This is a genomic window from Thalassospira sp. A3_1 (genome assembly GCF_017744215.1).
Taxonomy (GTDB): Bacteria; Pseudomonadota; Alphaproteobacteria; order Rhodospirillales; family Thalassospiraceae; genus Thalassospira; species Thalassospira lucentensis_A.
This window is the reverse complement of the sequence record NZ_JAGHQQ010000001.1, coordinates 1,142,832-1,168,600: the sequence shown is the minus strand read 5'-3', so window position 1 is coordinate 1,168,600 and position 25,769 is coordinate 1,142,832. Positions and strand designations below refer to the sequence as shown.

Here is a 25,769-nt window from a genome sequence, read left to right as displayed (position 1 = left end):
ATTGAGAAAGCAACGCAGGGGCGTCCATAATGGGTGTAACAAAAACCATAAAATCAAACCGAGGAGATCAGGGCGATGAAAGTTTCCGTGGATATCGATTGCACACCGGAAGAACTGCGCACCTTTTTTGGTCTGCCTGATGTGCAGCCCATGCAGCAGGCCTTAATGAAAGATATCGAGGACCGTATGAAAGCCAATCTTGCGGCGATGGATCCCGAAACCATGCTCAATACGTGGCTGCCGCAAGGCATGCAGAACTGGGAACAGCTCCAGAAAGCCTTCTGGAGCCAGTTTAACGCTGCCGGCAACAGCACTGGCAAGAACACCAAGGACTGATCAGCTTGACCACCGAGGCACATTTTTATCAGGCGCATGTTTTCGTGTGCCAGAACGAGCGTCCCGTGGGACACGAACGCGGATGCTGCAATACCAAAGGCGCGACAAAGCTTCGCAATTACATGAAAACCCGCGCCAAAGAACTTGGTTTGCCGATGACCCGGATTAATACCGCCGGGTGCCTTGATCGCTGTGAATTGGGCCCGGTGATGGTGATTTATCCCGAAGGGACCTGGTATCGTTACGAGACAATGGAGGATGTCGATGCCATCCTCAACGATCATCTCGTCGGTGGGAAGGTGGTTGAACGGCTGCGGCTAAGCCCGGATCAATAACTCTGGCAGGCGGGCGTAAATACTCACTACCTCTTCAATAGAATGATGACTCCAAACGGCTCCAGCAGGGGCCGTTTTGTGTTTTTCGGAAACCGGGGCCGGAAGGGGTGGATATACCGCTTTGATATTCTTTTGTGGCCTTAAAGCCCTGTTTGCAATTGCAGCTATATGTTGACCTGTGCGGGATGCTGACCGATATGGACAGCCAACAGCATTTTCCTTTGGATGGCGGACGGATTAGGCAGGACGGATGACGATTAACGTGACCCACATTGGAACCCCGATCCAAGGGGGCCAGACAGATACCATCTTTGCCCTTTCCAGCGGCGCGGGGCGGGCCGGGGTGGCGGTAATCCGGTTATCCGGGCCAATGGCGGGGCCGACGCTCTGTGCGCTTCTGGGGCGCGATAACCTGCCAAAGGCGCGCCATGCGATCTATGCGCCGATCTGTGATCCGAAAACGGACGAACGGCTTGACGATGCGGTGGCGATCTATTTCGCTGGACCGGCTAGCTTTACCGGGGAGGATGTTGTCGAGCTTCATACCCATGGCGGGCGTGCGGTAATTGATGGTGTTCTGGAATGTCTGGCCGCACAGCCCGGTCTGCGCATTGCCGAGCCGGGCGAGTATACCAGACGTGCCTTTGAAAACGGCAAGATGGATCTGACTGCGGCCGAAGGCATTGCCGATCTGATTGACGCCGAAACCGCCGCCCAGCGTAGGCAGGCCGTGCGGCAGATGGCGGGCGAGTTGGGCGCGCTTTACGAAGACTGGCGCGCGCGTTTGATGAAGTCATTGGCCTATATTGAGGCCGATATCGATTTCCCTGACGAGGATTTACCCGGTGGTATTGTACCGGTGGTGCGCGGTGATCTTGCATCTGTTTATGGCGAAATGATCAAGCATCTGGCTGATAATCGCCGCGGTGAACGGCTGCGTGAAGGGTTCCAGATCGTCATTCTCGGTGCGCCCAATGCAGGGAAATCGAGCCTTCTGAACCGGCTGGCACGGCGCGAAGCGGCTATCGTATCCGAGATTGCCGGAACCACCCGCGATATGATCGAGGTCCATCTTGACCTTGGTGGTTTCCCGGTCACCATGGTGGATACCGCTGGCCTTCGAGAAAGCGGCGATGTTATCGAAACCGAAGGGGTTCGGCGTGCAACGGCGCGGGCAGAGGATGCCGATCTGCGTCTTGTTGTCGTGGATCGGGGCGATTGGCCGCGCATTGATGCAGAGGCAGCGCGCCTAATTGATGGGAATACGATCCTGTTGGTCAACAAGGTTGACGGGGCGGACGCGGGGGATGTTCCGACGGTCTGGTCCGGGCAATCGCTAGGTGGTGATCAGCTTGAGCTTCCCGTTTTGCCCATATCGGCCATGACCGGGCAGGGGATGGAAAGCCTCTTGCAACTGCTGGAGACTCGCGTAAAAGAGGGGCTCGATTTTGCGGGACCGGTACCCCTGACACGGCTGCGGCACCGCCAGGCACTTGAACGTGCCAGTGATCATCTGGATCGCGGATTGCAGACTGATATTGCCGAACTGGCGGCCGAGGATATTCGCCTCGCCGTGCGTGAAATCGGCAAGATCACCGGACGCGTCGATGTGGAAGACCTGCTTGATATTATCTTCGGCGACTTCTGTATTGGCAAATAAGATTATCAAAAATTGTTTCACGTGAAACATTGGCACTGTCGATGGCGCGTGATTGTGAATTAAGACCTGAACAAGACGCGCAAGCTGTATGGCTTTGGCCTGATATTACAGCTTTGCGCGATCAAGGAATTCAACGAGGAATTCGATGTCGGATAACCGTTTTGATGTGATTGTTGTTGGTGGTGGTCATGCCGGGTGCGAGGCCGCGGCAGCGGCTGCGCGTATGGGCGCGAAAACGGCACTGTTCACACATCGCGCCGATCGCATTGGCGAAATGTCGTGCAACCCGGCAATTGGCGGGTTGGGCAAGGGCCATATGGTCCGGGAGGTCGACGCGCTTGACGGTGTGATGGGGCGGGCGATTGACCGGGCCGGTATCCAGTTCCGGATGCTTAACCGGTCCAAGGGGCCGGCTGTGCGTGGCCCGCGGGCACAGGCAGATCGCAAGCTATATCGCGAAGCCGTGCAGGACATTCTGGCTCATCAGGAAAACCTGACGATCATCGAAGGTGCGGTTCACGACCTTAAAATTGCCGAAGGCGAGGACAACCGTGTGACCGGTGTCATCACCGAAAATGGACGCGAATATGACGCCGGGGCGGTGGTTCTGACAACGGGCACGTTTCTGCGCGGTCTTATTCATATTGGCGAAAGAACCACACCGGCGGGCCGCATCGGCGATGCGCCGGCTCTTGGTCTTTCGGAGACGCTGGAAAAATTCGGCTTCCGTTTGGGGCGCCTGAAAACCGGCACTCCGGCACGGCTTGATGGCCGCACCATTGATTGGGCGAGCCTGCAGGAACAGCCGGGGGATAATCCGCCAGATCCATTTTCATTCCTGACCAGCGAAATCACCGTGCCGCAAATCCCGTGTCACATGACCTGGACGACCGAGGCGACGCACGAAATTATTCGCGCGAACCTGCATCGAGCACCGATGTATAGCGGCCAGATCAAGAGCAGCGGCCCGCGTTATTGCCCGTCCATTGAAGACAAGGTCGTGCGTTTCGCCGAAAAGAATCAGCACCAGATTTTCCTGGAGCCGGAAGGGCTTGATGATCCGACGGTTTATCCGAACGGTATTTCGACCTCATTGCCTGAGGAAGTTCAGCTTGCGATGCTCGCCACTATTCCGGGGCTTGAGAAGGTCGAGATTTTCCGCCCTGGCTATGCCGTCGAATATGATTTCGTTGATCCGCGCGAGCTGCGCCATACGCTGGAAACCAAGAAAGTCGGTGCGCTGTTCTTCGCCGGGCAGATCAATGGCACGACAGGTTATGAAGAAGCTGCCGGGCAGGGACTTGTTGCCGGTGTCAACGCGGCGTTGGTTGCGGGCAGTACTGCAGGGGCGGTTGATCGTGAGTTTGTTCTGGATCGCGCCGATGCCTATATCGGTGTGATGATCGACGATCTGGTGACGCTCGGTACGCGTGAGCCCTATCGGATGTTTACGTCGCGCGCTGAGTATCGCCTGATGCTGCGTGCTGATAATGCTGATCAGCGTCTGACTGGTCGCGGTCTTGAAATCGGTTGCGTTGCCTCGCACCGCGCGCAAGTTTGGGGTGACAAGAAGCTTGCCCTTGAGGCGGCCAAGCGGACGGTTTCTGATCTGACGGAGACGCCGAATGGTCTCGCCAAGCACGATATCAAGATCAATCAGGATGGGGTGCGGCGCTCTGCGTATGATCTGCTGGCCTATCCGGACATTGATTTCGATACGCTGACTCGTGTCTGGCCGCAGCTTTCGGAAATTACTCCGGAAATCCGCGACCAGGTGTCAATTGATGCTCAGTATAAAGGTTACCTCGAACGACAGTCGGCCGATGTTGCGGCCTTCCGTCGGGACGAGGAATTGCGCCTGCCGCGCGATCTTGACTTCGACAGCGTTGGTAGCCTGTCAGCGGAAATCCGGTTGAAGCTCAAAGAAATTCAGCCTGAAACCATCGGTGCGGCATCACGTATTCCGGGTGTGACTCCGGCGGCAGTGACCGCTTTGCTTGGTCATATCAAAAGCCACAAACACAAGATTGTTCGTAGCGCCTGAGACTCTATCAGACAATTGGGTTAGTCATAAGGTTGGGGCAGCACACATATATGTGTGCTGCTTTTTTATTGTCTGTTGAAGCCGGTGAAATGTTTCACGTGAAACATTTTCTTTCTTTTGCCAAAGTTTTCCGTTTTCGACGCGGGAAAAAGTGTTTGTTAGAAAAATCAAGTCTGGTGCGATTCGTTAACGCGGATTATAACTCGAGTATGCAATCCATTTCAGAACCCGTAAAAACATGGTTTGAGACCGATTTGAATGTTTCACGTGAAACATTGGATCGACTCAGCCTTTATGCTGATCTCGTTGTCAAATGGCAGCCGAGGATCAATATCGTTGGTGCCAGCACAGCGGAAGACGTTTGGCCGCGCCATTTGCAGGACTCAGCGCAGCTTTGGCCATATCTGAATGAAGTAGCTAGAAGCGGGAAGATCGTTGATTTCGGCTCCGGGGCAGGGTTCCCGGGCATCGTTTTGGCTATCTTGGGCGCAAATGACGTGACTTTAATGGAATCAAACACCAAAAAAACCGTGTTTTTGCTGGAAGCGGCGCGGGTTTGTGGTGTGCTGGAGCAGACAAAGATTGCCCGCGAACGGATCGAAACCGCTGCACCACGTGAAGCGGACGTTATTACGGCCCGTGCGTTTGCGCCACTGCCAAGGCTTCTGGAACTTGGTCAGCGTCATCTGAAACCGGACGGGTATTATGTATTGCTGAAGGGACGTGCCTTTGAGGATGAACTGGCTGAAGCACGTGCGGCCGGTTGGACATTCACTGTAACCACCCATGCCAGTCTGGTTGATCCCGAAGGCGTGGTGATGATTTTGCAAGGAGTTGACCGGTGACCGACGTTATTGATCTGCCGCTTTCAATCTCTTCCGAGGCCGGTCACCGGCCGCGGATCATTGCCGTTGCCAATCAGAAGGGCGGAGTCGGCAAGACCACGACCACGATCAATTTGGCGACCGCACTGGCGGCGGTAAACCAGCGGGTTCTGATCGTCGATCTTGATCCGCAAGGCAATGCCAGCACCGGTTTGGGCCTGCGTCCATCGGAACGGCAGATCAGTTCCTATGACGTATTGATCAATGGTAATACTCTTGAAGAGGCGCGCAAGCCGACCGCCATTCCGCGGTTGAGTATCGTGCCTTCGGGTATGGATCTGTCAGGCGCGGAGATTGAGCTTGTCGATTTTGACCGCCGCGAAATGCAGCTTAAGGAATCGCTGGGTCGCTTACCGCATGATGTTGATTACGTGCTGATTGATTGTCCGCCATCGCTTGGGTTGCTGACATTGAATGCGCTGGTGGCGAGTGATGCGGTATTGGTGCCGTTGCAGTGCGAATTCTTTGCCCTTGAAGGAATCAGTCACCTCGTGCGCACCATCAAGCGGGTGAAAAAGGCGTTTAATCCGGCGCTCGAAATCCAGGGCATCGTTTTGACGATGTATGACAAGCGCAATAATCTGTCGGCACAGGTTGCCAATGACGTGCGCGATTATTTCGGTGATGTCGTTTACCGCACGGTGATCCCACGCAATGTTCGTGTGTCCGAGGCGCCGAGCCATGGAACGCCGGTGCTGGTTTATGACATGAAATGTCCGGGGTCACGGGCATATCTTAATCTGGCAAGCGAAGTTCTGAAACGCGAAGGGGTGAAGGCATGAGCGAGGCAAAGAAGCGCGGTTTGGGACGTGGACTTTCGGCCCTGCTGGGCGAGGAAGACGAGGATGTCGGCGCAGCGGTTGCCGGTGGCAACGAGAATACAGCTCATCCCGGCCCAGGTGGTACTACACAGCTGATTGCTATCACCGACCTGAAACCGTCACCATTCCAGCCTCGTAGCAATTTCGATGATGAGGCGATTGACGATTTGGCGGCATCAATCCGCCAGAAAGGCATTATTCAGCCCATTTTGGTGCGTGCATCCTCTACGGGCGAAACAACATACGAAATCATTGCTGGCGAACGGCGCTGGCGCGCGGCACAGCGGGCACAATTGCACGAAGTACCGGTTCTGGTGCGTGATTTTGACGACCGGGAAACCGCCGAGATTGCTCTGATCGAAAACCTGCAACGGCAGGATCTGTCGCCGCTTGAGGAATCCGAGGGGTATAGCCGCCTGATGAGCGATTTCTCGCATACTCAGGAAGCACTGGCCCAAGCGCTTGGCAAAAGCCGTAGTCACATTGCCAACAGCCTGCGTTTGTTGACCCTGCCAGCACCGATCAAACAGATGTTGTCGGATCGGGTGTTAAGCCCAGGTCATGCACGTGCGCTTTTGGGGGCGGATAATGCGGTTGAGCTGGCGACCCATATCGTCAGGAAGGGCCTGAACGTTCGCCAGACCGAAAAACTGGTGAAGACTGATGGTGGTAAAACTGCACGCCAGAAGAAGTCTTCATCGACACGTGGGATCGAAAAAGATCCAGATACAGTGGCTTTGGAGCGCGATCTTAGCAATATGTTGGGGTTAGCGGTAAATATCGATTTTGACGGGGCGGGGGGTAAAATCTCTGTCCGGTATGAAACGCTGGAGCAGCTTGACGATATTCTGAAACGGCTTAGTCAGGGACGGTTAGGCGAAACGGCGCAAAGCTCCGATGATGATGATCCGCTCGTTCCACAGAGTGAAGGTGACAACGAATTCGACTCGATGTTCATCGATGATGAAAACGATAGCGATGGTGATCTTCTTACCGACGAGCTCGAATCGATTGCCGATGCAACCGACATAGTGTTTGACGTGGATGAGGACGCCGAAAGTGCGTTTTCCGATGAGCTGGAAGGTGACATGCCAATCGAACAAGACGAAGTCGGTGAAGAGGCGCTTGAGACTTTGTCGGATGCGGAAATTGTGCAAAATCATCGTCTGGCAGAAAAGAAAGCGCAAACGCGAGGAAGCTGACCAGGTTTTATCGATCTTTCGTTCACGTTAAACTGCCCTTTGCCACTCCATCGCCGAGGCCGTTTTCCTTTGCAAAATATTTGGGATTGTTAACGTCTGCCCTGTTTTTGACGGGCGACGGCGACCTTGATCATGGCGCGGTGTGCGATGGTTTCCGGGATGGCGAGACCGCTTTTGCAGTCCTTTTCTGCTTCGAGCAGGATTTGCAGGGCGCGCTGCAGATTGTTAAGAGCCCAATTGTTCAAATTGGCGCGAAACTGATCTGCAGCTTTGAAAAACAGGGGTGGGCGTAGCGATTTCATTGCCTGTTCGGCATTGGTGCCCTGTGCCATCTGGCCTTTGACCAGATGCAGTTTCTGGAAATAGCCGATCATCATGCGAAGCGCGCCAACCGGATTTAGGCCTTCTTCTACCAGCCGGGTCAGGGCGCTATCAAGGTTTGTGACATTGCCCTGTGATACGGCCTGGACAACATCATCATAGTGGCGGGCAGAACTATCGCCCACACAGGCCATGGCGTCGGCCAATGTGATCTGACCTTCTTTCAGGGCGTAAAGAGCCAGCTTTTCAAGCTCGCTTCGGGAAATCATACGATCGGAGCCAAGATTTCCGACCAGATACCGAATAGCATCGCGGTCAATACGCAGCTTGTGATCTTCCATTACGGAATTAATGAGGGTCTCGATATCCCTACTGCTATCCGCATAGCAGGGTAGTGCCATGCCATTGCCCGCTTTTTCAACCGCCTGACGCAACTTTGATTTGGACGGAAGGCTTCCAGCTTCTATCACGATCAGGGCATCACCAGCCGGATCGGCAAGGAAATCGGCAATCACAGGAGCCTGTGCCTCGCCAATGTCGCGGATGCGGATGACACGACGTCCGCCGCCGAAACTCATAGCGGCTGCTTCATCGCGCAGACGACTCGCGTCTTCCTTAAGCTGGGCAGTACCAAGCTCAACAACGCGAAACGGGTCCTTAAGGTCTTCGACCACGGTTTTGGCAAGCCTGACTGCACGTTCGCGTACAAGCCCTTCATCCTCACCATAGATCAGGATGAGTTGTGCCTTGGCATTGGGAGCGCGAAGGAAATTTTCAACCTGTGCTGCCTTGAGCTTCATAACGAAATGTTACCTAACGCCCGCTGCGCAGGCCGACTGCGACTTGGTTGGCTAGTTGACGGGCAAGGTTGCGGGCGGCGTCAGACCGCGCGGCGGATTCGGCTTCCAGAGAGGCAAAGTCGGACTCGACGAGGTTGTAAGTGGTGCGTGCGCGCAGCGTACCCGTACGGAGGACTTTGGAATCAGAAATACGAGAAAGCCGATAATTGGCACTCAAGATATAGTCCGCGATGGTCGCTTCGTTGTCCTTGGTATAGCCCAACTCGGAGACTGCTTCACTTAAGCCAATATCGAGGGAATATTCAGGGCGGGACGTCTGACCGCGCGGAGTTAATGTTTCGACCAAAACGCTACGTGTCAGTTGACCGATCCGGTCTTCCATCATTGATATTTTGACCTTGGCCATATCGGCGGCCGTGCTGTCACCACCCTTATCCTCGGCATATAGCGGGCGGAAACCACAGGCTGTGAGGCCGGTGAGGGCAAGCAGGGCAATAATCGATATCAGAGAGCGCAACGTCATTCCTCGCTGTCTTTTGCGTGATGGTTTGTGCCGTAAGGTTCATAACCAAGACGGTACAATAGTTCCGTTCCGATCAAAGGGCAAAACAGAGTTAGGTTCCGGATGAAAGAAAGTCTGGAATCGAGATCCCAAGATGCATCTTGCGAAAACCGTAAGCTTTTGAACTCGGAGCGCAAGGCTGCAATCGCAGTATTAAAGCGGCCTCTGGTTATTTCATCGGTCACGTCGTTCTTCGGGCTTCTCTGCAATTCAGGTGATTCTAACCTTGATGCCTCAGATACCTTTTGGGTGCTCAAATACGTCCATACCTGACGTAGCCAGCGCCAATGGCCAATCAGGCTGCTTTGGGTAATATGAAGCGGGTGATCAAACGGGACATCGGCAAGCAGCGTCAGGCAGATAATATCGCTACCCACCTGTTGGTGCAGCGATGCCGGATCATTATCTATGGTGTCGGTTGATACTATGCCTGCATGGTGCGGAAGGTTCGCTGTAGGCTTCGGGAGACTGGCCTGTATGTTCTTCGCAATATCAAGGCGAGCGGTGCTTAAATCGCCACTTTGAAAAGCGAATGCCGGACAAATGTCAGCCAACACAAACCCCCATTCACGAGTAAGCGAATGGGGGTTGTAATTTTGTGACACATATAAAGGTGTGTCGGTCATGCTTTTGCCCGGCGATTATCTGAATATGATGCTTACTGAGACTGTGCCGTAGCGCTGTCGATGCGCAACTGGCGTGCACGAGTCAGTATCGAATCTTCCATTGCGGTCACGGTGCCAGGTTCAACCACTGCATCGGTCCACTGATCTGTCCCAACACGGACCTGCCGGAAGACAGATACCTTGATTGCGTCAGAGCGAAGGGCAGTACCAAGGATATAGCCTGTAATCTTGAAACGCTCGTTTGGTGTTTCCGGCGGGCTGTACCAGTCGGTAATGATTACACCGCCAAATGGATCGGCCGAGTTGAGTGGCATAAAGGACAGTGTATCAAGCGACGCGCGCCAAAGGAAGCTGTTGACGCCAATACCAGTGCCGCCGCCTTGCTGTTGATTATTGTCCTCGCCGAGGAAGCTGAAGCCGTCCGGTCCAAAAAGCGTACCTTCTCTTTTCTGGTCGGCAAGTGTTTGTGAGCGTCCTGTTGTCCCTACACGTTTGTCGCCGGGGGCAGATCCGGGATAACTGTCATAATCTGATTGGGAGCCAGCACAGGCTGCCACGAACATACAGATCATCGTTGAGGCTAATAGTTTTACGAGAGACAATCGCACGGTCCGTTCCTTGAATAGAAGACGACATATATACGTGCCCGCACTATAGGGCCGACATGGCTTTCAGCAAACAAAAACATGTGTGCTAAATTTGCAACTTTCCTGCGTAAATGTCGCTTTTGGATCACAGTGTTGTTGACGGGACGCTCTTTTGCTGGCTCCATTCACCACGAACCGAACGGCGGAAAAGTCGTTCACCTATTTTTGTTAGGCGGTTTTCCGCACTTGCAAAGACGTTGAGGGAAAAGATGAAAAAGATTCTGTTTGCTTCCAGCGCAATCGTCGCTGTTGCTTTCGCAGGCCAGGCTTCGGCTTCCGAGAAAATCAAACTCGCCGTTGGCGGTTACATGGAACAGTGGGCTGGCTTTGCTGATGAAGACAACACCGTTTCTGGTGGTCGTTACAACGCATTCCAGTCCGATACCGAAGTTTATTTCCGTGGTTCGACCACCCTTGATAACGGCATTGAAATCGGTGCCGTAATCGAGCTTGAAGGTGAGACCTCAACCGACCAGGTTGATGAACAGTATATGTTCGTTAACGGCGGCTTCGGTCGCGTTGAAATGGGCAAGAACGACAGTGCAGCTGACGCGATGGGCGTTACGGCACCGGCAGTTGGCCCGGTTGGTGTTAACGATGGCGACATGTCTAACTGGGCAAATGTCGAGCTGATCGATACTGTTCCGTCGAGCGGTGACCAGAAACGCGTTACCTACTATTCACCGGTTCTTGGTGGTTTCCGTGCAGGCATTTCCTATGCCGATCAGGATACTTCAACCAACGACAACGAAAAAGCCAATAACGGTGAAAACGTTGTTTCTGTTGGCCTCGAATACAAAGGTGACTTCGATGGTTTCTCGCTCGGCCTCTCGGCTGAAGGCGAAAACAACAACGAAGGCAACTGGTATGGCGCAGGCGTAAATGTTGGCTTCGGCAACTTCACCGTTGGTGGTTCTTACGGTCTGACCGAAGACGACTACAACCAGGCCAATGGCGCAGCTCCGCGTGCTGATGACACCGAAGCCTTCGACATCGGTGTTTCCTACGCAATGGATGCTGCTGCTGTTTCCCTGACCTATGGTTATGAAGAAACCGGCGACAATGAAGTTCAGGCTGTTGACCTTGGCTTTGCATACACCCTTGGTGCTGGCGTTGCTTGGAAATCGTCGGTCTTCTGGTTCGACGAAGAAGATACCGTAGACAACGACGGTTACGGCGTTGTTACCGGTATTCGCCTCGACTTCTAATCCATTCAGGATTAGCTAAAGCGAGAAGGGGATGGTTTTCCATCCCCTTCTTTTTTGTCTGCGGATATGTGTGGTTTTTTCGGTGGGCGTTTGTTGGCGGCGTTATCGAACACGAGCCCTTAGACAATCAATCAAGCTCCTCGACAGGAGCAGGCCATTTTAATGAATTTTGGTCATGTATATTATTAATTTTAAATTTTTATCAGATGTTCGGCTGACTTATTTATATTACCGACGTTCGGTCAGGAATAATGGCAAAAATATGCCAAAATTAGTGACTTAATTATCACACTTAACCGTATAACTGGTTTATGGTCATTTAAATCAATTGACCATAAGTCATTATATCCGTTTTACTCTCTTTCAGTGATCGGTCGCCGCGATGTGTGGTCTGCGGTGTTACCGATCGGCTACAAATCATCAAGAGGGTAAGATGAAAAAGATTCTTGTTGCTTCTACCGCGCTCGTCGCTGTCGCTTTTGCCGGTCAGGCAAATGCTTCCGAAAAAATCAAACTGTCGGTCGGCGGTTACATGGAGCAGTGGGCTGGCTTCGCTGACGAAGACAATACTGCTGCTGGCGGTCGCACAAACGCATTCCAGTCCGACACCGAAATCCACTTCAAAGGTTCGACCACCCTTGATAACGGCATCGAAGTTGGTGCGACTGTAGAACTCGAAGGCGAGACCTCTGGTGACCAGGTTGATGAACAGTACCTGTATATCAATGGTGGCTTCGGTCAGGTCAAACTTGGTAAAGACGACAGTGCAGCAGACGATATGGGCATCACCGCACCGTCCGTTGGTCCGGTTGGCGTCAACGATGGCGACATGTCCAACTGGGTCAATGCGTATCTGATCGACACCGTTCGTTCGAGCGGCGATCAGAACCGTCTGACCTACTACACCCCGTCGATCAGCGGTTTCCGCGCCGGTGTGTCCTTTGCTGACGACAGCAACCGTAACGGTGCAAACGGCTATGACAACCAGTCTGGTTCGGGTGACAACATCGTTTCGGGTGGTCTTGAATACCTGAATGACTTTGATGGCTGGTCACTTGGTCTGTCTGCAACCGGTGAAGAGTCGGGTGATGGCGCATGGTACGGTGCCGGTGTGAATGTTGGCTTCGGCAACTTCACCGTTGGTGGTTCGTATGGTCACACCGAAGACGATTACGGTCTGTCTGATGGTCGCGAACTTGATGCGTATGACATCGGTGTTTCCTATGCTCTGGATGCAGCAACTGTCTCCTTGACCTATGGTTATGAAGAAGTTGACGGCGAAGGCGACATCAGTGCTGTTGATCTCGGTCTTGCCTATGCTCTTGGCGCAGGCGTAACCTGGAAATCTTCTGTTTACTGGTTCGACCAGAGTGCTGACAGCACCAATACCGGTGTAACCGACCTCGACGGTGATAATGACGGCTACGGTGTAGTTACAGGTATTCGTCTCGACTTCTAATCCATTTGGACTGGCACAACTGGAAGGGGGCGGTTTACCGTCCCCTTCTTTTTTGTTCTGGAGATCCCGTTAGCTTATTGAAAGTACGAGATTTTTTTGGCTTTCTTGCCTGATTTCAAATAACATTCTGGGATTTCTTTGGGCGGCTAGAAATTTGTGTCCGGATAAAAGTTCGCGCAGGCATGAGGGTATGCCTGCGCGATTGTCACCTTTGGCTGAGTGTGGCAGCCGCATTTTCGAGACTGTTGCTTCAGGTTTGGGATTTAAATGACTATTGATCATATATTTTATGTGTCGAAGTTTTGCAAGGTCCTTCTTGAACGTTCTGTATAGCAGAATAGCCAGCATATTTCGGCATGAAAGTGATCAACATGCAACACTCGCATCAGGAAAAGATATCCTCCTCGTTAAATTAATTGACCGTTGGTCATTTTAATTGTTCTCTTGCTTTGGAGAGTTCGAACATATCGGGGTTGGATATGTTCGATTCACACATGAATCCAAGAGGGTAAGATGAAAAAGATTCTGATTGCTACGAGCGCGCTCGTAGCTATTGCTTTCACAGGCCAGGCGAAGGCCTCCGAACCGATCAAACTGTCGGTTGGCGGTTACATGAACCAGTGGGCTGGTTTTGCCGATCAGGAAGTCGGTGATCGCAACAATGCCTTCCAATCCGATACTGAAATCCACTTCAAGGGTTCAACCACCCTTGACAATGGGATTGAGGTTGGTGCGGTTGTCGAGCTTGAGGGTGAAACCTCTGGCGACCAGATCGACGAGCAATACCTGTTCGTTAACGGCGGCTTTGGTCGTATTGAAATGGGCAAAAACGATAGTGCTGCCGATTCAATGCAACTTGTTGCTCCTGCGGTTGGTCCGGTTGGCATCAACGATGGGGATCTGGATATCTGGGTCGATTCCTACCTGATCGACACGACAATCCCGACCGGTGACCAGAACCGCGTGACCTATTACACGCCAAGCTTTGGTGGTTTCCGTGCCGGTGTGTCCTTTGCTGATGACAGCAATCGCAACGGTGCAAACGGTTATAACAACCAAGATGGTTCGGGCGACAATATTGTCTCCGGCGGTTTGGAATACGAAGCTGATCTGAACGGCATTTCCCTTGGTGTTTCTGCGATTGGCGAAAACTGGGGTGAAGGCAACCTCGTTGGCGGTGGCTTGAATGTCGGCTTTGGCAACTTCACCGTCGGTGGTTCCTATTCCCATACCGATGATGATTATGGCTTCAGCGAAGGTGACAGCGACCCGGATGACACGGATCAGTTCGACATCGGCGTTTCCTATGAAATGGATGCAGCCGCTGTTTCCCTGACCTATGGCTATGCAGAATATGGTAACGGCAGCCGTGGTGATGGCACCGGCGAAATCAGTACAGCTGATCTCGGTCTGGCCTACACACTTGGTGCCGGTGTTGAATGGAAATCGTCAATCTTTTGGTTCGACGACGAAGTTGACGGCGCGGAAGACAACGACGGTTACGGTGTTGTGACCGGTTTTGCACTGACCTTCTAACTCTTCTGAATTGGCGTGATTTAAAAGGGGGCGGATTTTCCGTCCCCTTTTATTATTGAGTTAAAATGTGCGGTGGAGCGTCATATCAGAAAGCGTTCTGGAACTGCATTTCAGGTCTTGCCAGCAGTTTTATTAAATAACATAGGCATAAGTGTTGCTGCAATGCAACATGGTTGCGAATAAGTAACATTTACACACAATTGTAATTGCCCCGTAATCGGGAAAGTGGCTCCATCATAGTGGAGGGCTCATCAACGAAAACGAGATGGCTCGATCTTGATCTCAATCAGTCATTTTTGTGCGGGGGTAAAATGAAGAAGATTCTTGTTGCGTCTACTGCGCTCGCTGCTGTTGCTTTTGCGGGTCAGGCTTTTGCATCCGAACCGATTAAGCTATCGGTCGGCGGCTTCATGGAACAGTGGGCGGGCTTTTCTGACGAAGATGGTGCAGGTATTGACAGCGAAGGTCGCCCGAATGCCTTCCAGTCAGATACAGAAGTTCACTTTGACGGTTCGACCACCCTTGATAACGGCATCGAAATCGGTGCAACTGTTCAGCTTGAAGGTGAAACCTCTGACGACCAGATTGATGCGCAATATCTGTATGTGAATGGCGGATTTGGCCGTTTCGAGATGGGTAAAAACGACAGTGCTGCCGACGCAATGGGAATCATTGCTCCGGCTGTAGGTCCGGTCGGTGTAAACGATGGTGATATGTCGAACTGGGTTGATGTATATCTGATTGACACCGTTCGTTCGAGCGGGACCCAGAATCGTGTAACCTACTATACTCCTATACTGAGCGGTTTCCGTGCAGGTGTATCTTTTGCTGACGATAGTCAGGCAAACGATGAAACCTATAACGGTATCAATGGTGCAGGCGACAATATTGCTTCCGCCGGTCTTGAATATCTGAGCGATTTTGATGGCTGGTCGCTTGGCCTATCGGCAACCGGTGAAGAATCGGGGGACGGTGCCTGGTACGGCTTTGGTGCCAATGTCGGGGTTGGCAACTTTACCGTTGGTGGTTCCTATGGTCATACCGAAGACGATTACGGTCTGAATGAAGATGGTCAGGACCTCGACGCGTTTGATGTCGGTGTTTCCTATGCCATCGATGCAGCATCTGTCTCGCTGAGTTATGGCTATGAAGATTTTGGGACTGGCGACGTTCAGGCTGTCGATCTTGGTCTGGCCTATGAACTGGGTGCCGGGGTGGCTTGGCAGTCATCCGTCTTCTGGTTTGACGAAAAAAATGACACTGATCCGGATAATGACGGTTATGGCGCTGTAACCGGTATTCGCCTTGATTTCTGATCTGATCAGGTGAAACATAGGATTAAAGGGGGCGGATTTCCGCCCCCTTATTTATTCTTCCGTCGAATTCCGGTTTAAATCCCGAGATCCTTGCGCAGGAAGGCGAAAAAGGGTTCTTTTTTCGCGACAAGATCGGCGACACAGGGCACCGGTTTTTCAGTGACGAGCCGTTCTGCCAGTGACTTGTCCGAATTGACGGGCAGGTTAATCAGTTCCGATACGGGGACTCCAAGGCTGCCCATGCAGCCGATTGTACCGGACACTGTTGCGCGTAATTTGGCAAGTCCACAGGGTGCTTCGCAGAAATCTCCCCTGTAAGTACTTTGCCACGGCAGAAGGTTCTGATGACGGCCCTGCAAGATGGCTGCAGAGGCTGAACTATAAATACCAATTCCCGGTGTCTGAAACAGTTTTGTGATATGGGCCGGCCCGCTATCGGCCAGCACGACATAATCCTGTTCGCTGATGAAAGACACAAGATTTCCGATGGTTCTGAAGCCATCAACAATCCGGATATTCGGCTGGTCAAACGGTCCTATCGTATCCTTGTACTTCTTCATCACACCCTGATAGGCGTTAAGAATCAGGGTGATGTCAAATCCGGCTTTTGCAAGAAATTCTGCGATTTCGCGTACCAGTGCAGGCGGCAGGGTGCGAAGCGGCGAAGATGCCATTGGCAGAATGCCGATCCTGGCACCCGGTGCCAGCTTCGGAGAACGCTTGGATGCAAGCGGGATTGGGGAAATGTCGAAAGCCTCGCAAAGTGCCTCTTCCGGGTTTACCGGCATGGTCGCGATATCTTTCCAACCTTCCATCTCGCTGAAGTCGATCAGGTAATCAAATGTCTTCAGCCGTTTGGCTGAAATAAAAAGCTGAAAAACCCTGACATCGGAAAGGGTTGCAAATATGTCCGATGCGCTACCACTGTTAAGCACGGCAATCTTTGCACGAGGATATTTTACCGCAAAAGCCCGCAAAAACAGGGCCATGCCAACACAATCGCCAATCGCATCATCGGGGATCAGGAACAAAACCCGTTTGCGATCAAAATCAGTATGGGCCCATGCATCGCGCGCCAACACATCAGGATGAACAGTGTCTGAAATGATCTTTACCGACGGGGCATTGGCCAGAACTTGTTGCCGCAAAAGCGATGTTGTACGCGTCAGATAGGCAGGGCTGTTGTCTGAGGCTTGTGTGAGCTCCGCACTGACATTGGGCAGACCGAACCGGAACGGCTGTTTTGACGCGAACCGGGTAAATTTTTTCCGGGCGGGATGGTGATGTGCAGGCATTGTCGGGCGATCTCCGGTCACCTTTTACTCGGTGTTATGTGGCAGAGAACCCGATCCCGGCCAAAGATGCAACGCCAGATCCCCTTAACATCGCAACATTGTCAGGTTTTATGCCGCCAAGGGCAATGGGGATGAGGCCAAGACTCCGGCAAAGGGCGGTTCGTTGCAGAAAGGCCGAAAATGCCATACCCGGTTGGTCAGGATGGCTTTCGGTGGCAAAAACCGGCGAGATCAGAACCCCGTCCGGGCGTTGATCGGGGGTAAGAAGTGCGAGCAGGTGCAGCGTTTGCATGCTGTGGCAAGCAGACGTCACAAGCATGTCGCGTGGAATTTGCCGATAGGCATGCGGTGTTTTCCTGATGCGGTATTCCGGCAAATGGATACCGTCGGCCTCAAGTTGCAATGCCAATGCCAGATCATCGGCGATCAGACAGAGATGGCCGTATTGGCGGCAGGTGCGTCGGACCCGGTAGGCTAGTTTGGTGCGGTCCGCAGGCGCGAGACCGTAATGACGAAAGATCACCATACTTCGGTGTGGCAGGCCGATGATAGCCGGGACCGGATCGGGCAGGCGCTTTTCATCGGTCATCAGCACGATCGACGGGATCGGGCAGTTCGGGCCGCCATTGCGTAAATTGAGTTGGCGTGCCTGCTTTGCCAGTGTGGCATCCATTGATAGTATCCCGATTCTATTCAACCGATTCCTGTTCCGATTTGGGCCATCATCCATGAGCGATCATATTCTGTCATCCGGCAATGCCGATATCGCGGCCAATCTTGCCAAAATTCAGCAAAATATCGACACAGCCTGTGCGGTGGTTGGCCGCGAAAACAGCGATGTGACCCTGATCTGCGTCAGCAAGAATCATGATGCAGGTCATGTGCGCCCTGCACTTGTCGCCGGGCGTCGGGTGTTTGGTGAAAACCGGGTGCAGGAAGCCGCAGGAAAGTGGCCGGGCTTGCGCGAACAGTTCCCCGATATCGAGCTGCACCTTATCGGGCCACTTCAGACCAACAAGCTGAAGGATGCTGTTGCCCTGTTTGATGTGATTGAGACCGTTGACCGGCCAAAACTTGCCAATGCGCTGGCAAAACACCGTGACAATACCGGTGAATGCCCCGACCTTTATATCCAGATCAATATCGGTGAAGAACCGCAAAAGGCAGGCATAGCCCCGGCGGATGCCGATGCGTTCATCATCGATTGTATCGAACGCCTGAAATTGCCGATCAAGGGACTTATGTGCATACCGCCAGTGGATGAGGAACCGGCACCGCATTTTGCGCTATTGGGTAAAATCGCCGACCGTCATGGCCTGACCATTCGCAGCATGGGAATGAGTGGTGATTACGAGGCGGCAATCCGGCTTGGCGCGACACATATCCGCGTTGGGACAGCCATTTTTGGGTCGCGGGGCTATTAAATTGCCAGAAGGTGCCATTCATGAGCGCCAAAAATGCAATTTCAGCCGATCTTATTGCAAATAAAGTGCTGTTTAGGCCGGTTTAAGACCATTAAAGCGTTGTTTTTGAGCAAAATCCGGAATCTGCCAAAAAATGTGGATAACTTGGCCAGAAGTATAGGACGCATTCAAAGCCGTTTTGTGACGAAAAAATCAAAAAAACCGCCGGACGGTTTGGTCCGGCGGATTTCTTGCAAATTGGCATGATTTCAAGGGGGAGCACGCGCGCGGATCAGGGAACCAGTTTATAACCACCCGGTTCTGTCACCAGAATCGTCGCGTTTGATGGATCCTTTTCAATTTTCTGGCGCAGGCGATAGACGTGGGTTTCCAGCGTGTGGGTCGTCACCCCGGCGTTATAGCCCCAAACCTCATCAAGCAGGGTTTCGCGTGTGACCGGCTTGTCGCCAGCGCGGAACAGGAATTTCAGGATCGAGGTTTCCTTTTCCGTAAGGCGAACTTTTTTCTCGGTCGCTGTTTCGATCAGAAGTTTGGCGCTGGGCTGAAAGCTGTATGGCCCGATAACGAAAACAGCGTCTTCGCTTTGTTCGTGCTGGCGGATATGGGCACGAATGCGCGCCAGCAGCACGTTCAGGCGGAACGGTTTGGTAACATAGTCGTTGGCACCCGATTCAAGGCCCAGGATCGTGTCGGAATCGCTATCGGCACCGGTCAGCATGATGATCGGGGATTTGACCCCGGCGCGTCGCATCAGTTTGCAGACATCGCGGCCATCCATATCGGGCAGACCGACATCAAGAAGGATAATGTCGTAGTAATTTTCTTTGGCGACTTCGAGGGCGTTTTGGCCGCTATTGGCAACGACACATTCGAATTCCTCATGAAGCCGGAGCTGTTCGGTGAGAGATTGACTCAGTGCCGCGTCATCTTCAACCACCAGAACCTGTTTACCTGTCGACATTCGCCATCCCTTGCTGCTTGCTAAATCCCGCCTATATTCTGAGCCTGCCGACGGTTCTTTTTGTGGCATTGTTCTCGTAGGCCCGCCATATACTTAGGATTAGAGTCTCATACTGCGTTTTCAAGAACAAACTGTTTTCGCTTTAGCCCATTGACGTGCATCTTATCCAGCCCCATACCGACCGGATCGCGATGTTGTGATCATCCGTGACAGACCCTGAAGAAACAAAGACTGCAATGACCCAATCTGCTGCCGTGCCATCGAAAGCCAATGTTTCCGCGACCGATCTGGTGACCGTATCGCGTGCTGTTGCCGATTTGCGGCGTGGTGAAATTGTTCTGGTTCAGGGACAGGCAAACGGCATTGCCCATTGTGTTGCAGTTATTGCCGCTGAACCGCTTTCGGATCACGGGCTGACAAGGCTTCATGACATTGCAGGTAAAAGCGGAAATACCGCGATTGTTTTGCCGCGCGTGCGGGCCAAGTCACTGGGAAAGGCCTGCAAGAACGATCATTTCATTGCTTTTGTAAGTGCAAAAAAGTCCGGTGTTGATGCGCAGACCCTGGCCGAGATCGCCAATCCGTTGCTGGAACTTGAAAGCATGCCTGCCGGTGCATGGCGCCCGGTTAATATGGCCGAAAGTGCAGCCATTCGCCTTGCGAAGCTGGCTCGGTTGCTACCGGCGGTGGTGACAGCACCAGTTGACCCCGAACAGCTTGAAATGTTGTCGAAGGTGCAGAACCTTCTGGTGCTGCAGTCTGAGAGCATCAACGGATACGAAGACGCATCCGCTGCGACGCTGCGTCAGGTCAGTGAAGCGCGCGTGCCGCTGGAAAATGCCGAAAATGCCACGGTGATTGCGTTTCGTCCCGAAGATGGCGGCCAGGAACATCTGGCGATTGTGATCGATGAACCGGCACATGATCAGCCGGTTTTGATCCGCTTGCATTCGGAGTGCTTTACCGGGGATTTGATCGGATCGCTCAGGTGCGATTGCGGGCCGCAATTGCGCGGGGCAATTGCCGAAATTGCCAAAAGCGGGCAGGGCGGGATTATCCTTTATCTGCGACAGGAAGGGCGCGGTATCGGGCTTGTGAACAAGCTGCGTGCCTATGCGTTGCAGGACCGCGGATTTGATACGCTTGATGCCAACGAGGAACTTGGCTTTGATGCCGATGAACGTATTTATCGCCCGGCGGCTGAGATGCTGCGCCAGATGGGCTTTGAAACCGTTCGGCTTTTGACCAACAACCCCGAAAAGCTTACCGGACTTGAAAGCTGGGGCGTGACCGTGGTTGAACGCGTACCGCACAAATTTCCTTCCAACGGTCATAACGAATTTTACCTTCAGACCAAGAAGGATCGGGCTGGTCACCTGTTTTAATCCGCGCATGACGGCTCGCGTGGGTTAACAGCAAGGAGGCATTATCATGACCTTCCTGATTGCCACCCGGCAGAAGATTCCGACGGGTAGTTTTACGTCATGTCTGAATTCTAAAAATCCTTTTAAAATCAACGAATTGATAAATACCAAAACTGGCACTCCTTTTGCAGAATAGTCGGCAAGAGGAGGACAGACATGTCGATTGGTGCAGATTGGCGGCAAATATCGCCCGGTAACGGGGCAAGCATTGCAAGCGGAACGGCTGGTAGCGCGTCTGCCGGATCAAGTGCGGCCAAGCAGCTTGTCGATGGTGAGCCGGAAGAACGAAGCTTTTCCGAATATGTATTCGGCGATGACGGCTTTGAATTCACCGATTTCCTCGACGTGATCAATCCTTTGCAGCATATCCCCGGCGTGGGCATGATTTACCGCAGCATCACCGGTGACGAGCTGGGGAATGGTGCGCGGGTTGTCGGCGGTGGTTTGTTTGGCGGTATTTTCGGTCTGGCCGGTGCAGCCGTTGATGCGGTTGTCGATCTGACGACCGGAGAGGATACCGGTTCGCACATCATGGCAATGTTCGAGGACGACCAAGCCCCGGCAGACCTGCCTGCGATAGCTGATGCATCCGGTGCCGGTGTCGCCACCGCTGGTGCAGGCGATCTTGTTCTGCCGTGGGCGGCTGGCGATACATCAATGGCGGGTATCAATGGCCTGCCGGTTGATCCGGCCGAACAGGCAACTATTACCAATGTCGCCCCGGTGGCCGGTGTTGAAACGCTGGCAATGAACGGCGCGTCAGCCGCGGCAGCCAAATCCGGTACGAACGCATACAATGCGGCTGATCTGGTGACGCCGTGGGGTGGTGTAGACAGTAATACCGGTACCAAACTGGTAACCAGCCCGACCACAGCGCAAACCGTGGCGCAGTCGGTTGCCCCGCAACCAGCAGCACCTTCCGATGATCCGGCAATCCAGGCCGCCCAGCGCCTTTTAGCGCAGGCAGGCGATGATGTTGCTGGCACGAATATCAATGCACAGGATGCCGATCCGGCCGAACTGGCCGTGGCGATAGCCCGTGCCGGACAGACCGATATCGCATCAAACATGACTATGCGGGCTGCAGAAGTCAGCCGCAATGGTCATCAGGGCATGATCCAGCGCGCTTCCTTTAACAGCGATAATGGCGATACGGTCTGGGCACGTGCACAAAGTTCCGGCCGTCTGAGCCGTGGTCCTTCGCAATTTGGTGTGTCTCCGGAAATTGCCGCGCGCGACGCAAAATATGCCAAGCTTAATCAGGATGATGTGACCAAACAGGCGGCATCGCAGAAGCCCAATACAGGACTATCAGCACAGCAGGGGCAACAAGGCCCGTTGAGTGCTGCGGAAATGGCGGCACGCTTTAATGCGGCCCTTGGCCGTGATCGCGCGCAGACGATGGCAAATGATGCTGTTGCGTCGACCAATGCAGTTGCGCAGGATAAACCCACGGTTAGCAATCAGGCCAACCGCAATGATGGCGCTATCAATACCCGGCAAGTTGCGCGCAACGATAGTGCAGCCGAGGTCGAAACCGTCCATCCCTTGATGGAGCAAGCGCAAACCCATGTGCAGAATGACGAGCCGGTCGGTGTCTGGTTCAGCCAGACCATGATGGACGGATTGAAAAAATATCAGGCAATGCAGCAAAGCCGCCAGCAGCCTGTGGGCAATTCGATCTGATCATCAGATCTCGAGGCATAAAAAAACCGGCAGTCATATGATTGCCGGTTTTTGTTTTGATTTGGCAATAAAATCCTAGCTGTTCAGGAAACCAACGATTTCCTTGACCTCTTTGAGGATCGGTTGGGCAATTGCATTGGCACGTTCTGCACCCTTTGCCAGAATTGCGTCGATATAGGCGTTATCGGCCTTGAGACGTGCCATTTCTTCGGTGATCGGTGCCAGTTTTTCGACAACGACATCTGTCAGAGCCTGCTTGAAGCCCGAGAATTGGGTTCCACCATGTTCGGCCAAAACGTCAGCGACATTTGCATCGGTCAAGGCCGCATAGATGGTGATCAGATTCTTGGCTTCGGGGCGGCCCTCAAGACCGGCGGCTTCGCTTGGCAGCGGTTCCGGATCGGTTTTGGCCTTGCGGATTTTCTTGGCCAGCGTATCGGCATCATCCGTCATGTTAATACGCGACATGTCCGATGCATCCGATTTCGACATCTTTTTCGAACCGTCACGCAGCGACATCACACGCGTTGCCGGGCCAAGGATCAGCGGATCTGGTTGTGGGAAAAACTCGACACCGAAATCGTTGTTGAATTTGATCGCGATGTCGCGGGTCAGTTCAAGATGCTGCTTCTGGTCTTCGCCAACTGGCACATGGGTGGCCTTGTAAGCCAGAATGTCGGCTGCCATCAGACTCGGATAGGCATAAAGACCAAGTGATGCGTTTTCACGATTCTTGCCAGCCTTTTCCTTGAACTGGGTCATGCGATTGAGCCAGCCGATGCGCGCGACACAGTTGAAAATCCAAGCCAGTTCAGCATGGGCCGAAACCTGGCTTTGATTGAACAGGACATGTTTTTCCGGATCGATGCCAGATGCAATCATACTGGCAGCAAGTTCGCGGATATTGGAACGCAGTTCATTGGGCTCTTGCCAGACGGTGATGGCATGAAGGTCAACGACGCAGAAGATGCATTCGAAATCCTTCTGAAGGGTGACCCAGTTGCGGATCGCGCCAAGATAGTTGCCAAGATGAAGATTACCGGTGGGCTGAGCACCTGAAAAAACACGTTCCATAACGATGTCGTCCATTTCCAAAAAATATGTTGAGTGACCTGCATGCTCCGCCAGGTTTTGGACACCCGCCGGCGGACGAGCCTGCAAATCTTCGGGCGGGAGTTAAGCCGCCGGACCGGATTTGGTCAAGCGGCTTGTCCCGAAATGACCGAAATAACATGCAATATCCGTACTCAGACGGTTTTGCCGCGTTTCAGCGTGGTCTTGAGTTCGGAAAAACTGGTGGCACCGCAAAGCTGGGCGGTAATTGCGTAAACCAGTAATCCGCCACAGACCAGACCGGCCATGGTAATGATGCGCGTGATCGACAGTGCATCATTCTGCCAAAGCCAGGTGATGGCAAACCATAGCGCCACCCCCATCAATACCGATGACAGCAGGATGCGCGGAACGCGGCGTTTGAGTCGGTCGTCAAAAACAAGATCGCCGCGTTTGTGCAAAATCCATCCCAGTGACAGGGCATTGATCCAGACCGAAGTCGAGGTCGCGGCTGCGATGCCAAGATGGCCAAATGCCGGCATCAGGGCGACAATCAGCACGATATTGATCACCATGGCGGTAATGCCGATGCGGATCGGGGTTTTGGTGTCTTCGCGTGCGAAAAAGCCGGGGGCCAGAACCTTGACCAGAACGGACGCGGGCAGGCCAAAGGCAAAAATGGTCAGGGCCATTCCGGTCATCAGTGTTTCACTGGTGCCAAAGGCGCCGCGCTCAAACAGGACATTGATAATCGGAATCCCCATCACACCAAGTGCGACGGCAGAAGGCAGCGTCAGCAGCAAGGCGATTTCGATACCGCGATTCTGGCTATACATTGCGATTTTCGGGTCTGAACCCTGAAGCTGGCGCGAAAGGGTAGGCAGCAGGGCAGTGCCAATTGCAATGCCTATGACGCCAAGCGGTAATTGATGGACGCGGTCAGCGTAGTAAAGCCAGGATACCGCACCATCCGAAACAAGAGATGCCAGCATGGTATCAATCATAAGGTTCAACTGATAGACGCCTGCACCGATCATGCCCGGGATCATTCGTTTGCCCAGCAGTTTCACGCGGTCATCAATTTTGGGCAATTGCCATTTGATGGCAAAACCGGCGCGCTTGCAGGCAATCACCAGACAGATGAACTGAGCGACACCGGCAATCGCAACCCCCCATGACAGGGCATGAGCGGGGGTTTCGGTCATGGGTGTCAGCCCCAGAAGGGCACCAATCAGACAGATATTAAGAATGATCGGGGCACCAGCGGCAGCGGCGTAGCGGTGCAGGGTGTTCAGAACCCCTGACATCAGGGCAACAGTCGAAATGAAAGCGAGATAAGGGAAGGTAATACGGGACAGTTCGACGGCAAGGGCGAATTTTTCCGGGTCTTCGGCAAAGCCTGGTGCAAAAACATGCATCGCCCAGGGCATGGTGATTTCGATGATCGCCACCAGAAATCCGGTAATCAGGATCAGCATCGACATGGCGCGTGCGGCAAATTCGCGCGCAATATCAATGCCGCGTTTTTCGATATCACTGGCCAGTAAGGGCACAAAGGCAGCGTTAAACGCGCCTTCGCCAAACAGGCGGCGAAACAGGTTGGGGAATTTGAACGCAACAAAAAAGGCATCTGCCATGCCACCAGCACCGAGCATTGCGGCAATCATGATGTCACGGGCAAAGCCCAAAAGACGCGAGAGCAGGGTAAAACCACTGACCGTGGCAATGGAACGTACAAGCGACATTCGCGATCAAATCCGAATTAGATTATGAACCAGAGTATGTTTTTATGGCAGCAAAGATGTAGCCAGCTCGGCAGGTATGAAATCTGCCAGTCGAAAGTGAATAACTCGTAATGACGGCGGATTGGCGGTGGTTAAAGCGGGATTATATTCTATGCACAATGACGTCCGAACGTTGAACTTTTGTGAAATGGCGCGTGTTTTTGTAAAAAATTCAGCTGGTTGTGATAGCCGTCACAGAAAATATGTCGCATTCCTCATAGATTGCATCTCGCTGAGGATTCGTTGGGACGCGAGCCTCGCTATTCTGACCGGACGAGGGATAAAGGCGCTCCACCTCAACCTGCTGCACTCCGAGGAATATGATGTTACGGGACAACAGGCCATAACATCAGGTTTCAGGACCGACCAGCCCTCGTCCGTTCAA

23 protein-coding genes are annotated in these 25,769 nt (G+C 53.1%); 14 read left to right on the top strand and 9 right to left on the bottom strand.

The features are described 5' to 3' along the window. Positions 1–75 precede the first annotated feature (75 nt). From J7395_RS05205 to J7395_RS05175, 7 genes are all read left to right on the top strand, one after another. Positions 76–336 (top strand): DUF6489 family protein, encoded by a 261-nt coding sequence (locus J7395_RS05205; protein WP_062950063.1) that lies wholly within the window; start codon positions 76–78, stop codon positions 334–336. A 5-nt stretch (positions 337–341) separates the two neighbouring features. After that, the gene (locus J7395_RS05200) at positions 342–671 is read left to right on the top strand and encodes a (2Fe-2S) ferredoxin domain-containing protein (protein WP_209220743.1); all 330 of its coding nucleotides are present in this window, start codon (positions 342–344) and stop codon (positions 669–671) included. Positions 672–921: 250 nt separating this feature from the next. Next, entirely contained in the window at positions 922–2,331 is a 1,410-nt protein-coding gene (gene mnmE / locus J7395_RS05195; RefSeq protein ID WP_209220742.1) for a tRNA uridine-5-carboxymethylaminomethyl(34) synthesis GTPase MnmE, read from the top strand. Positions 2,332–2,476: 145 nt separating this feature from the next. After that, complete coding sequence (mnmG, locus tag J7395_RS05190) at positions 2,477–4,375, top strand: tRNA uridine-5-carboxymethylaminomethyl(34) synthesis enzyme MnmG (RefSeq protein WP_209220741.1); 1,899 nt, start codon at positions 2,477–2,479, stop codon at positions 4,373–4,375. A gap of 50 nt (positions 4,376–4,425) precedes the next feature. Next, entirely contained in the window at positions 4,426–5,220 is a 795-nt protein-coding gene (rsmG, locus tag J7395_RS05185) for a 16S rRNA (guanine(527)-N(7))-methyltransferase RsmG (protein WP_247741964.1), read from the top strand. Then, on the top strand, positions 5,217–6,041 hold the full coding sequence (locus tag J7395_RS05180; RefSeq protein ID WP_062950071.1) for a ParA family protein: 825 nt from the start codon (positions 5,217–5,219) through the stop codon (positions 6,039–6,041). The genes rsmG and J7395_RS05180 overlap by 4 nt, the downstream gene beginning before the upstream one ends. After that, entirely contained in the window at positions 6,038–7,282 is a 1,245-nt protein-coding gene (locus tag J7395_RS05175; protein WP_209220740.1) for a ParB/RepB/Spo0J family partition protein, read from the top strand. The genes J7395_RS05180 and J7395_RS05175 overlap by 4 nt, the downstream gene beginning before the upstream one ends. Positions 7,283–7,371: 89 nt before the next feature. Here the strand turns inward: J7395_RS05175 and holA are convergent, their stop codons facing one another. Genes holA through J7395_RS05155 form a run of 4 tightly spaced genes read right to left on the bottom strand, consistent with a single transcriptional unit; the run spans position 7,372 to position 10,193 of the window. Beyond that, on the bottom strand, positions 7,372–8,403 hold the full coding sequence (gene holA, locus J7395_RS05170) for a DNA polymerase III subunit delta (protein ID WP_209220739.1): 1,032 nt from the start codon (positions 8,401–8,403) through the stop codon (positions 7,372–7,374). Between the two features lie 13 nt (positions 8,404–8,416). Next, positions 8,417–8,926 (bottom strand): hypothetical protein, encoded by a 510-nt coding sequence (locus J7395_RS05165; protein ID WP_114109255.1) that lies wholly within the window; start codon positions 8,924–8,926, stop codon positions 8,417–8,419. Continuing rightward, positions 8,923–9,591 carry a hypothetical protein gene (locus tag J7395_RS05160; protein WP_209220738.1) on the bottom strand — a complete coding sequence of 223 codons (669 nt, stop codon included), beginning with the start codon at positions 9,589–9,591 and terminating at the stop codon, positions 8,923–8,925. Before J7395_RS05160 ends, J7395_RS05165 begins: the two co-directional genes overlap by 4 nt. A 32-nt stretch (positions 9,592–9,623) precedes the next feature. Next, on the bottom strand, positions 9,624–10,193 hold the full coding sequence (locus J7395_RS05155) for a DUF3576 domain-containing protein (protein WP_247741963.1): 570 nt from the start codon (positions 10,191–10,193) through the stop codon (positions 9,624–9,626). Between the two features lie 254 nt (positions 10,194–10,447). On the opposite strand from J7395_RS05155, the gene J7395_RS05150 reads away from it, so the two are divergent. From J7395_RS05150 to J7395_RS05135, 4 genes are all read left to right on the top strand, one after another. Then, the gene (locus J7395_RS05150) at positions 10,448–11,446 is read left to right on the top strand and encodes a porin (RefSeq protein ID WP_209220737.1); all 999 of its coding nucleotides are present in this window, start codon (positions 10,448–10,450) and stop codon (positions 11,444–11,446) included. Between the two features lie 433 nt (positions 11,447–11,879). Continuing rightward, entirely contained in the window at positions 11,880–12,905 is a 1,026-nt protein-coding gene (locus tag J7395_RS05145; RefSeq protein ID WP_062960392.1) for a porin, read from the top strand. Between the two features lie 513 nt (positions 12,906–13,418). Beyond that, complete coding sequence (locus J7395_RS05140; protein ID WP_209220736.1) at positions 13,419–14,441, top strand: porin; 1,023 nt, start codon at positions 13,419–13,421, stop codon at positions 14,439–14,441. Between the two features lie 311 nt (positions 14,442–14,752). Next, positions 14,753–15,757 carry a porin gene (locus tag J7395_RS05135; RefSeq protein ID WP_209220735.1) on the top strand — a complete coding sequence of 335 codons (1,005 nt, stop codon included), beginning with the start codon at positions 14,753–14,755 and terminating at the stop codon, positions 15,755–15,757. A 74-nt stretch (positions 15,758–15,831) separates the two neighbouring features. Here the strand turns inward: J7395_RS05135 and J7395_RS05130 are convergent, their stop codons facing one another. Together J7395_RS05130 and J7395_RS05125 are read right to left on the bottom strand one after the other, a co-directional pair. Then, positions 15,832–17,052 (bottom strand): glycosyltransferase family 9 protein, encoded by a 1,221-nt coding sequence (locus J7395_RS05130; RefSeq protein WP_209220734.1) that lies wholly within the window; start codon positions 17,050–17,052, stop codon positions 15,832–15,834. Between the two features lie 34 nt (positions 17,053–17,086). Then, complete coding sequence (locus J7395_RS05125) at positions 17,087–17,725, bottom strand: thiamine phosphate synthase (protein WP_209220733.1); 639 nt, start codon at positions 17,723–17,725, stop codon at positions 17,087–17,089. A 55-nt stretch (positions 17,726–17,780) separates the two neighbouring features. On the opposite strand from J7395_RS05125, the gene J7395_RS05120 reads away from it, so the two are divergent. Next, the gene (locus tag J7395_RS05120; RefSeq protein WP_209220732.1) at positions 17,781–18,476 is read left to right on the top strand and encodes a YggS family pyridoxal phosphate-dependent enzyme; all 696 of its coding nucleotides are present in this window, start codon (positions 17,781–17,783) and stop codon (positions 18,474–18,476) included. 271 nt (positions 18,477–18,747) lie between these two features. Here J7395_RS05120 and J7395_RS05115 read toward each other — a convergent pair whose 3' ends face one another. Further along, positions 18,748–19,437, bottom strand: a complete 690-nt coding sequence (locus J7395_RS05115; RefSeq protein WP_062950084.1) for a response regulator transcription factor — start codon at positions 19,435–19,437, stop codon at positions 18,748–18,750. A 236-nt stretch (positions 19,438–19,673) separates the two neighbouring features. On the opposite strand from J7395_RS05115, the gene ribA reads away from it, so the two are divergent. Together ribA and J7395_RS05105 are read left to right on the top strand one after the other, a co-directional pair. After that, positions 19,674–20,822, top strand: coding sequence for a GTP cyclohydrolase II (gene ribA, locus J7395_RS05110; RefSeq protein ID WP_209220731.1), 1,149 nt, complete (start codon positions 19,674–19,676; stop codon positions 20,820–20,822). A 195-nt stretch (positions 20,823–21,017) separates the two neighbouring features. Next, the gene (locus tag J7395_RS05105) at positions 21,018–22,547 is read left to right on the top strand and encodes a hypothetical protein (RefSeq protein ID WP_209220730.1); all 1,530 of its coding nucleotides are present in this window, start codon (positions 21,018–21,020) and stop codon (positions 22,545–22,547) included. A gap of 75 nt (positions 22,548–22,622) precedes the next feature. On the opposite strand, the gene trpS is transcribed toward J7395_RS05105, so the two are convergent. Next, the gene (trpS, locus tag J7395_RS05100; protein WP_209220729.1) at positions 22,623–23,621 is read right to left on the bottom strand and encodes a tryptophan--tRNA ligase; all 999 of its coding nucleotides are present in this window, start codon (positions 23,619–23,621) and stop codon (positions 22,623–22,625) included. A gap of 173 nt (positions 23,622–23,794) precedes the next feature. Further along, complete coding sequence (gene murJ / locus J7395_RS05095) at positions 23,795–25,345, bottom strand: murein biosynthesis integral membrane protein MurJ (protein ID WP_209220728.1); 1,551 nt, start codon at positions 25,343–25,345, stop codon at positions 23,795–23,797. Between the last annotated feature and the right edge of the window lie 424 nt (positions 25,346–25,769).

Coding starts and splice junctions, on each gene's coding strand:
- J7395_RS05205 (WP_062950063.1), top strand. CDS start 76: ATGAAAGTTTCCGTGGATATCGATTGCACACCGGAAGAACTGCGCACC.
- mnmE (WP_209220742.1), top strand. CDS start 922: ATGACGATTAACGTGACCCACATTGGAACCCCGATCCAAGGGGGCCAG.
- mnmG (WP_209220741.1), top strand. CDS start 2,477: ATGTCGGATAACCGTTTTGATGTGATTGTTGTTGGTGGTGGTCATGCC.
- rsmG (WP_247741964.1), top strand. CDS start 4,426: ATGTGTGCTGCTTTTTTATTGTCTGTTGAAGCCGGTGAAATGTTTCAC.
- J7395_RS05175 (WP_209220740.1), top strand. CDS start 6,038: ATGAGCGAGGCAAAGAAGCGCGGTTTGGGACGTGGACTTTCGGCCCTG.
- holA (WP_209220739.1), bottom strand. CDS start 8,403: ATGAAGCTCAAGGCAGCACAGGTTGAAAATTTCCTTCGCGCTCCCAAT.
- J7395_RS05165 (WP_114109255.1), bottom strand. CDS start 8,926: ATGACGTTGCGCTCTCTGATATCGATTATTGCCCTGCTTGCCCTCACC.
- J7395_RS05160 (WP_209220738.1), bottom strand. CDS start 9,591: ATGACCGACACACCTTTATATGTGTCACAAAATTACAACCCCCATTCG.
- J7395_RS05150 (WP_209220737.1), top strand. CDS start 10,448: ATGAAAAAGATTCTGTTTGCTTCCAGCGCAATCGTCGCTGTTGCTTTC.
- J7395_RS05145 (WP_062960392.1), top strand. CDS start 11,880: ATGAAAAAGATTCTTGTTGCTTCTACCGCGCTCGTCGCTGTCGCTTTT.
- J7395_RS05140 (WP_209220736.1), top strand. CDS start 13,419: ATGAAAAAGATTCTGATTGCTACGAGCGCGCTCGTAGCTATTGCTTTC.
- J7395_RS05135 (WP_209220735.1), top strand. CDS start 14,753: ATGAAGAAGATTCTTGTTGCGTCTACTGCGCTCGCTGCTGTTGCTTTT.
- J7395_RS05130 (WP_209220734.1), bottom strand. CDS start 17,052: ATGCCTGCACATCACCATCCCGCCCGGAAAAAATTTACCCGGTTCGCG.
- J7395_RS05125 (WP_209220733.1), bottom strand. CDS start 17,725: ATGGATGCCACACTGGCAAAGCAGGCACGCCAACTCAATTTACGCAAT.
- J7395_RS05120 (WP_209220732.1), top strand. CDS start 17,781: ATGAGCGATCATATTCTGTCATCCGGCAATGCCGATATCGCGGCCAAT.
- J7395_RS05115 (WP_062950084.1), bottom strand. CDS start 19,437: ATGTCGACAGGTAAACAGGTTCTGGTGGTTGAAGATGACGCGGCACTG.
- ribA (WP_209220731.1), top strand. CDS start 19,674: ATGACCCAATCTGCTGCCGTGCCATCGAAAGCCAATGTTTCCGCGACC.
- J7395_RS05105 (WP_209220730.1), top strand. CDS start 21,018: ATGTCGATTGGTGCAGATTGGCGGCAAATATCGCCCGGTAACGGGGCA.
- trpS (WP_209220729.1), bottom strand. CDS start 23,621: ATGGAACGTGTTTTTTCAGGTGCTCAGCCCACCGGTAATCTTCATCTT.
- murJ (WP_209220728.1), bottom strand. CDS start 25,345: ATGTCGCTTGTACGTTCCATTGCCACGGTCAGTGGTTTTACCCTGCTC.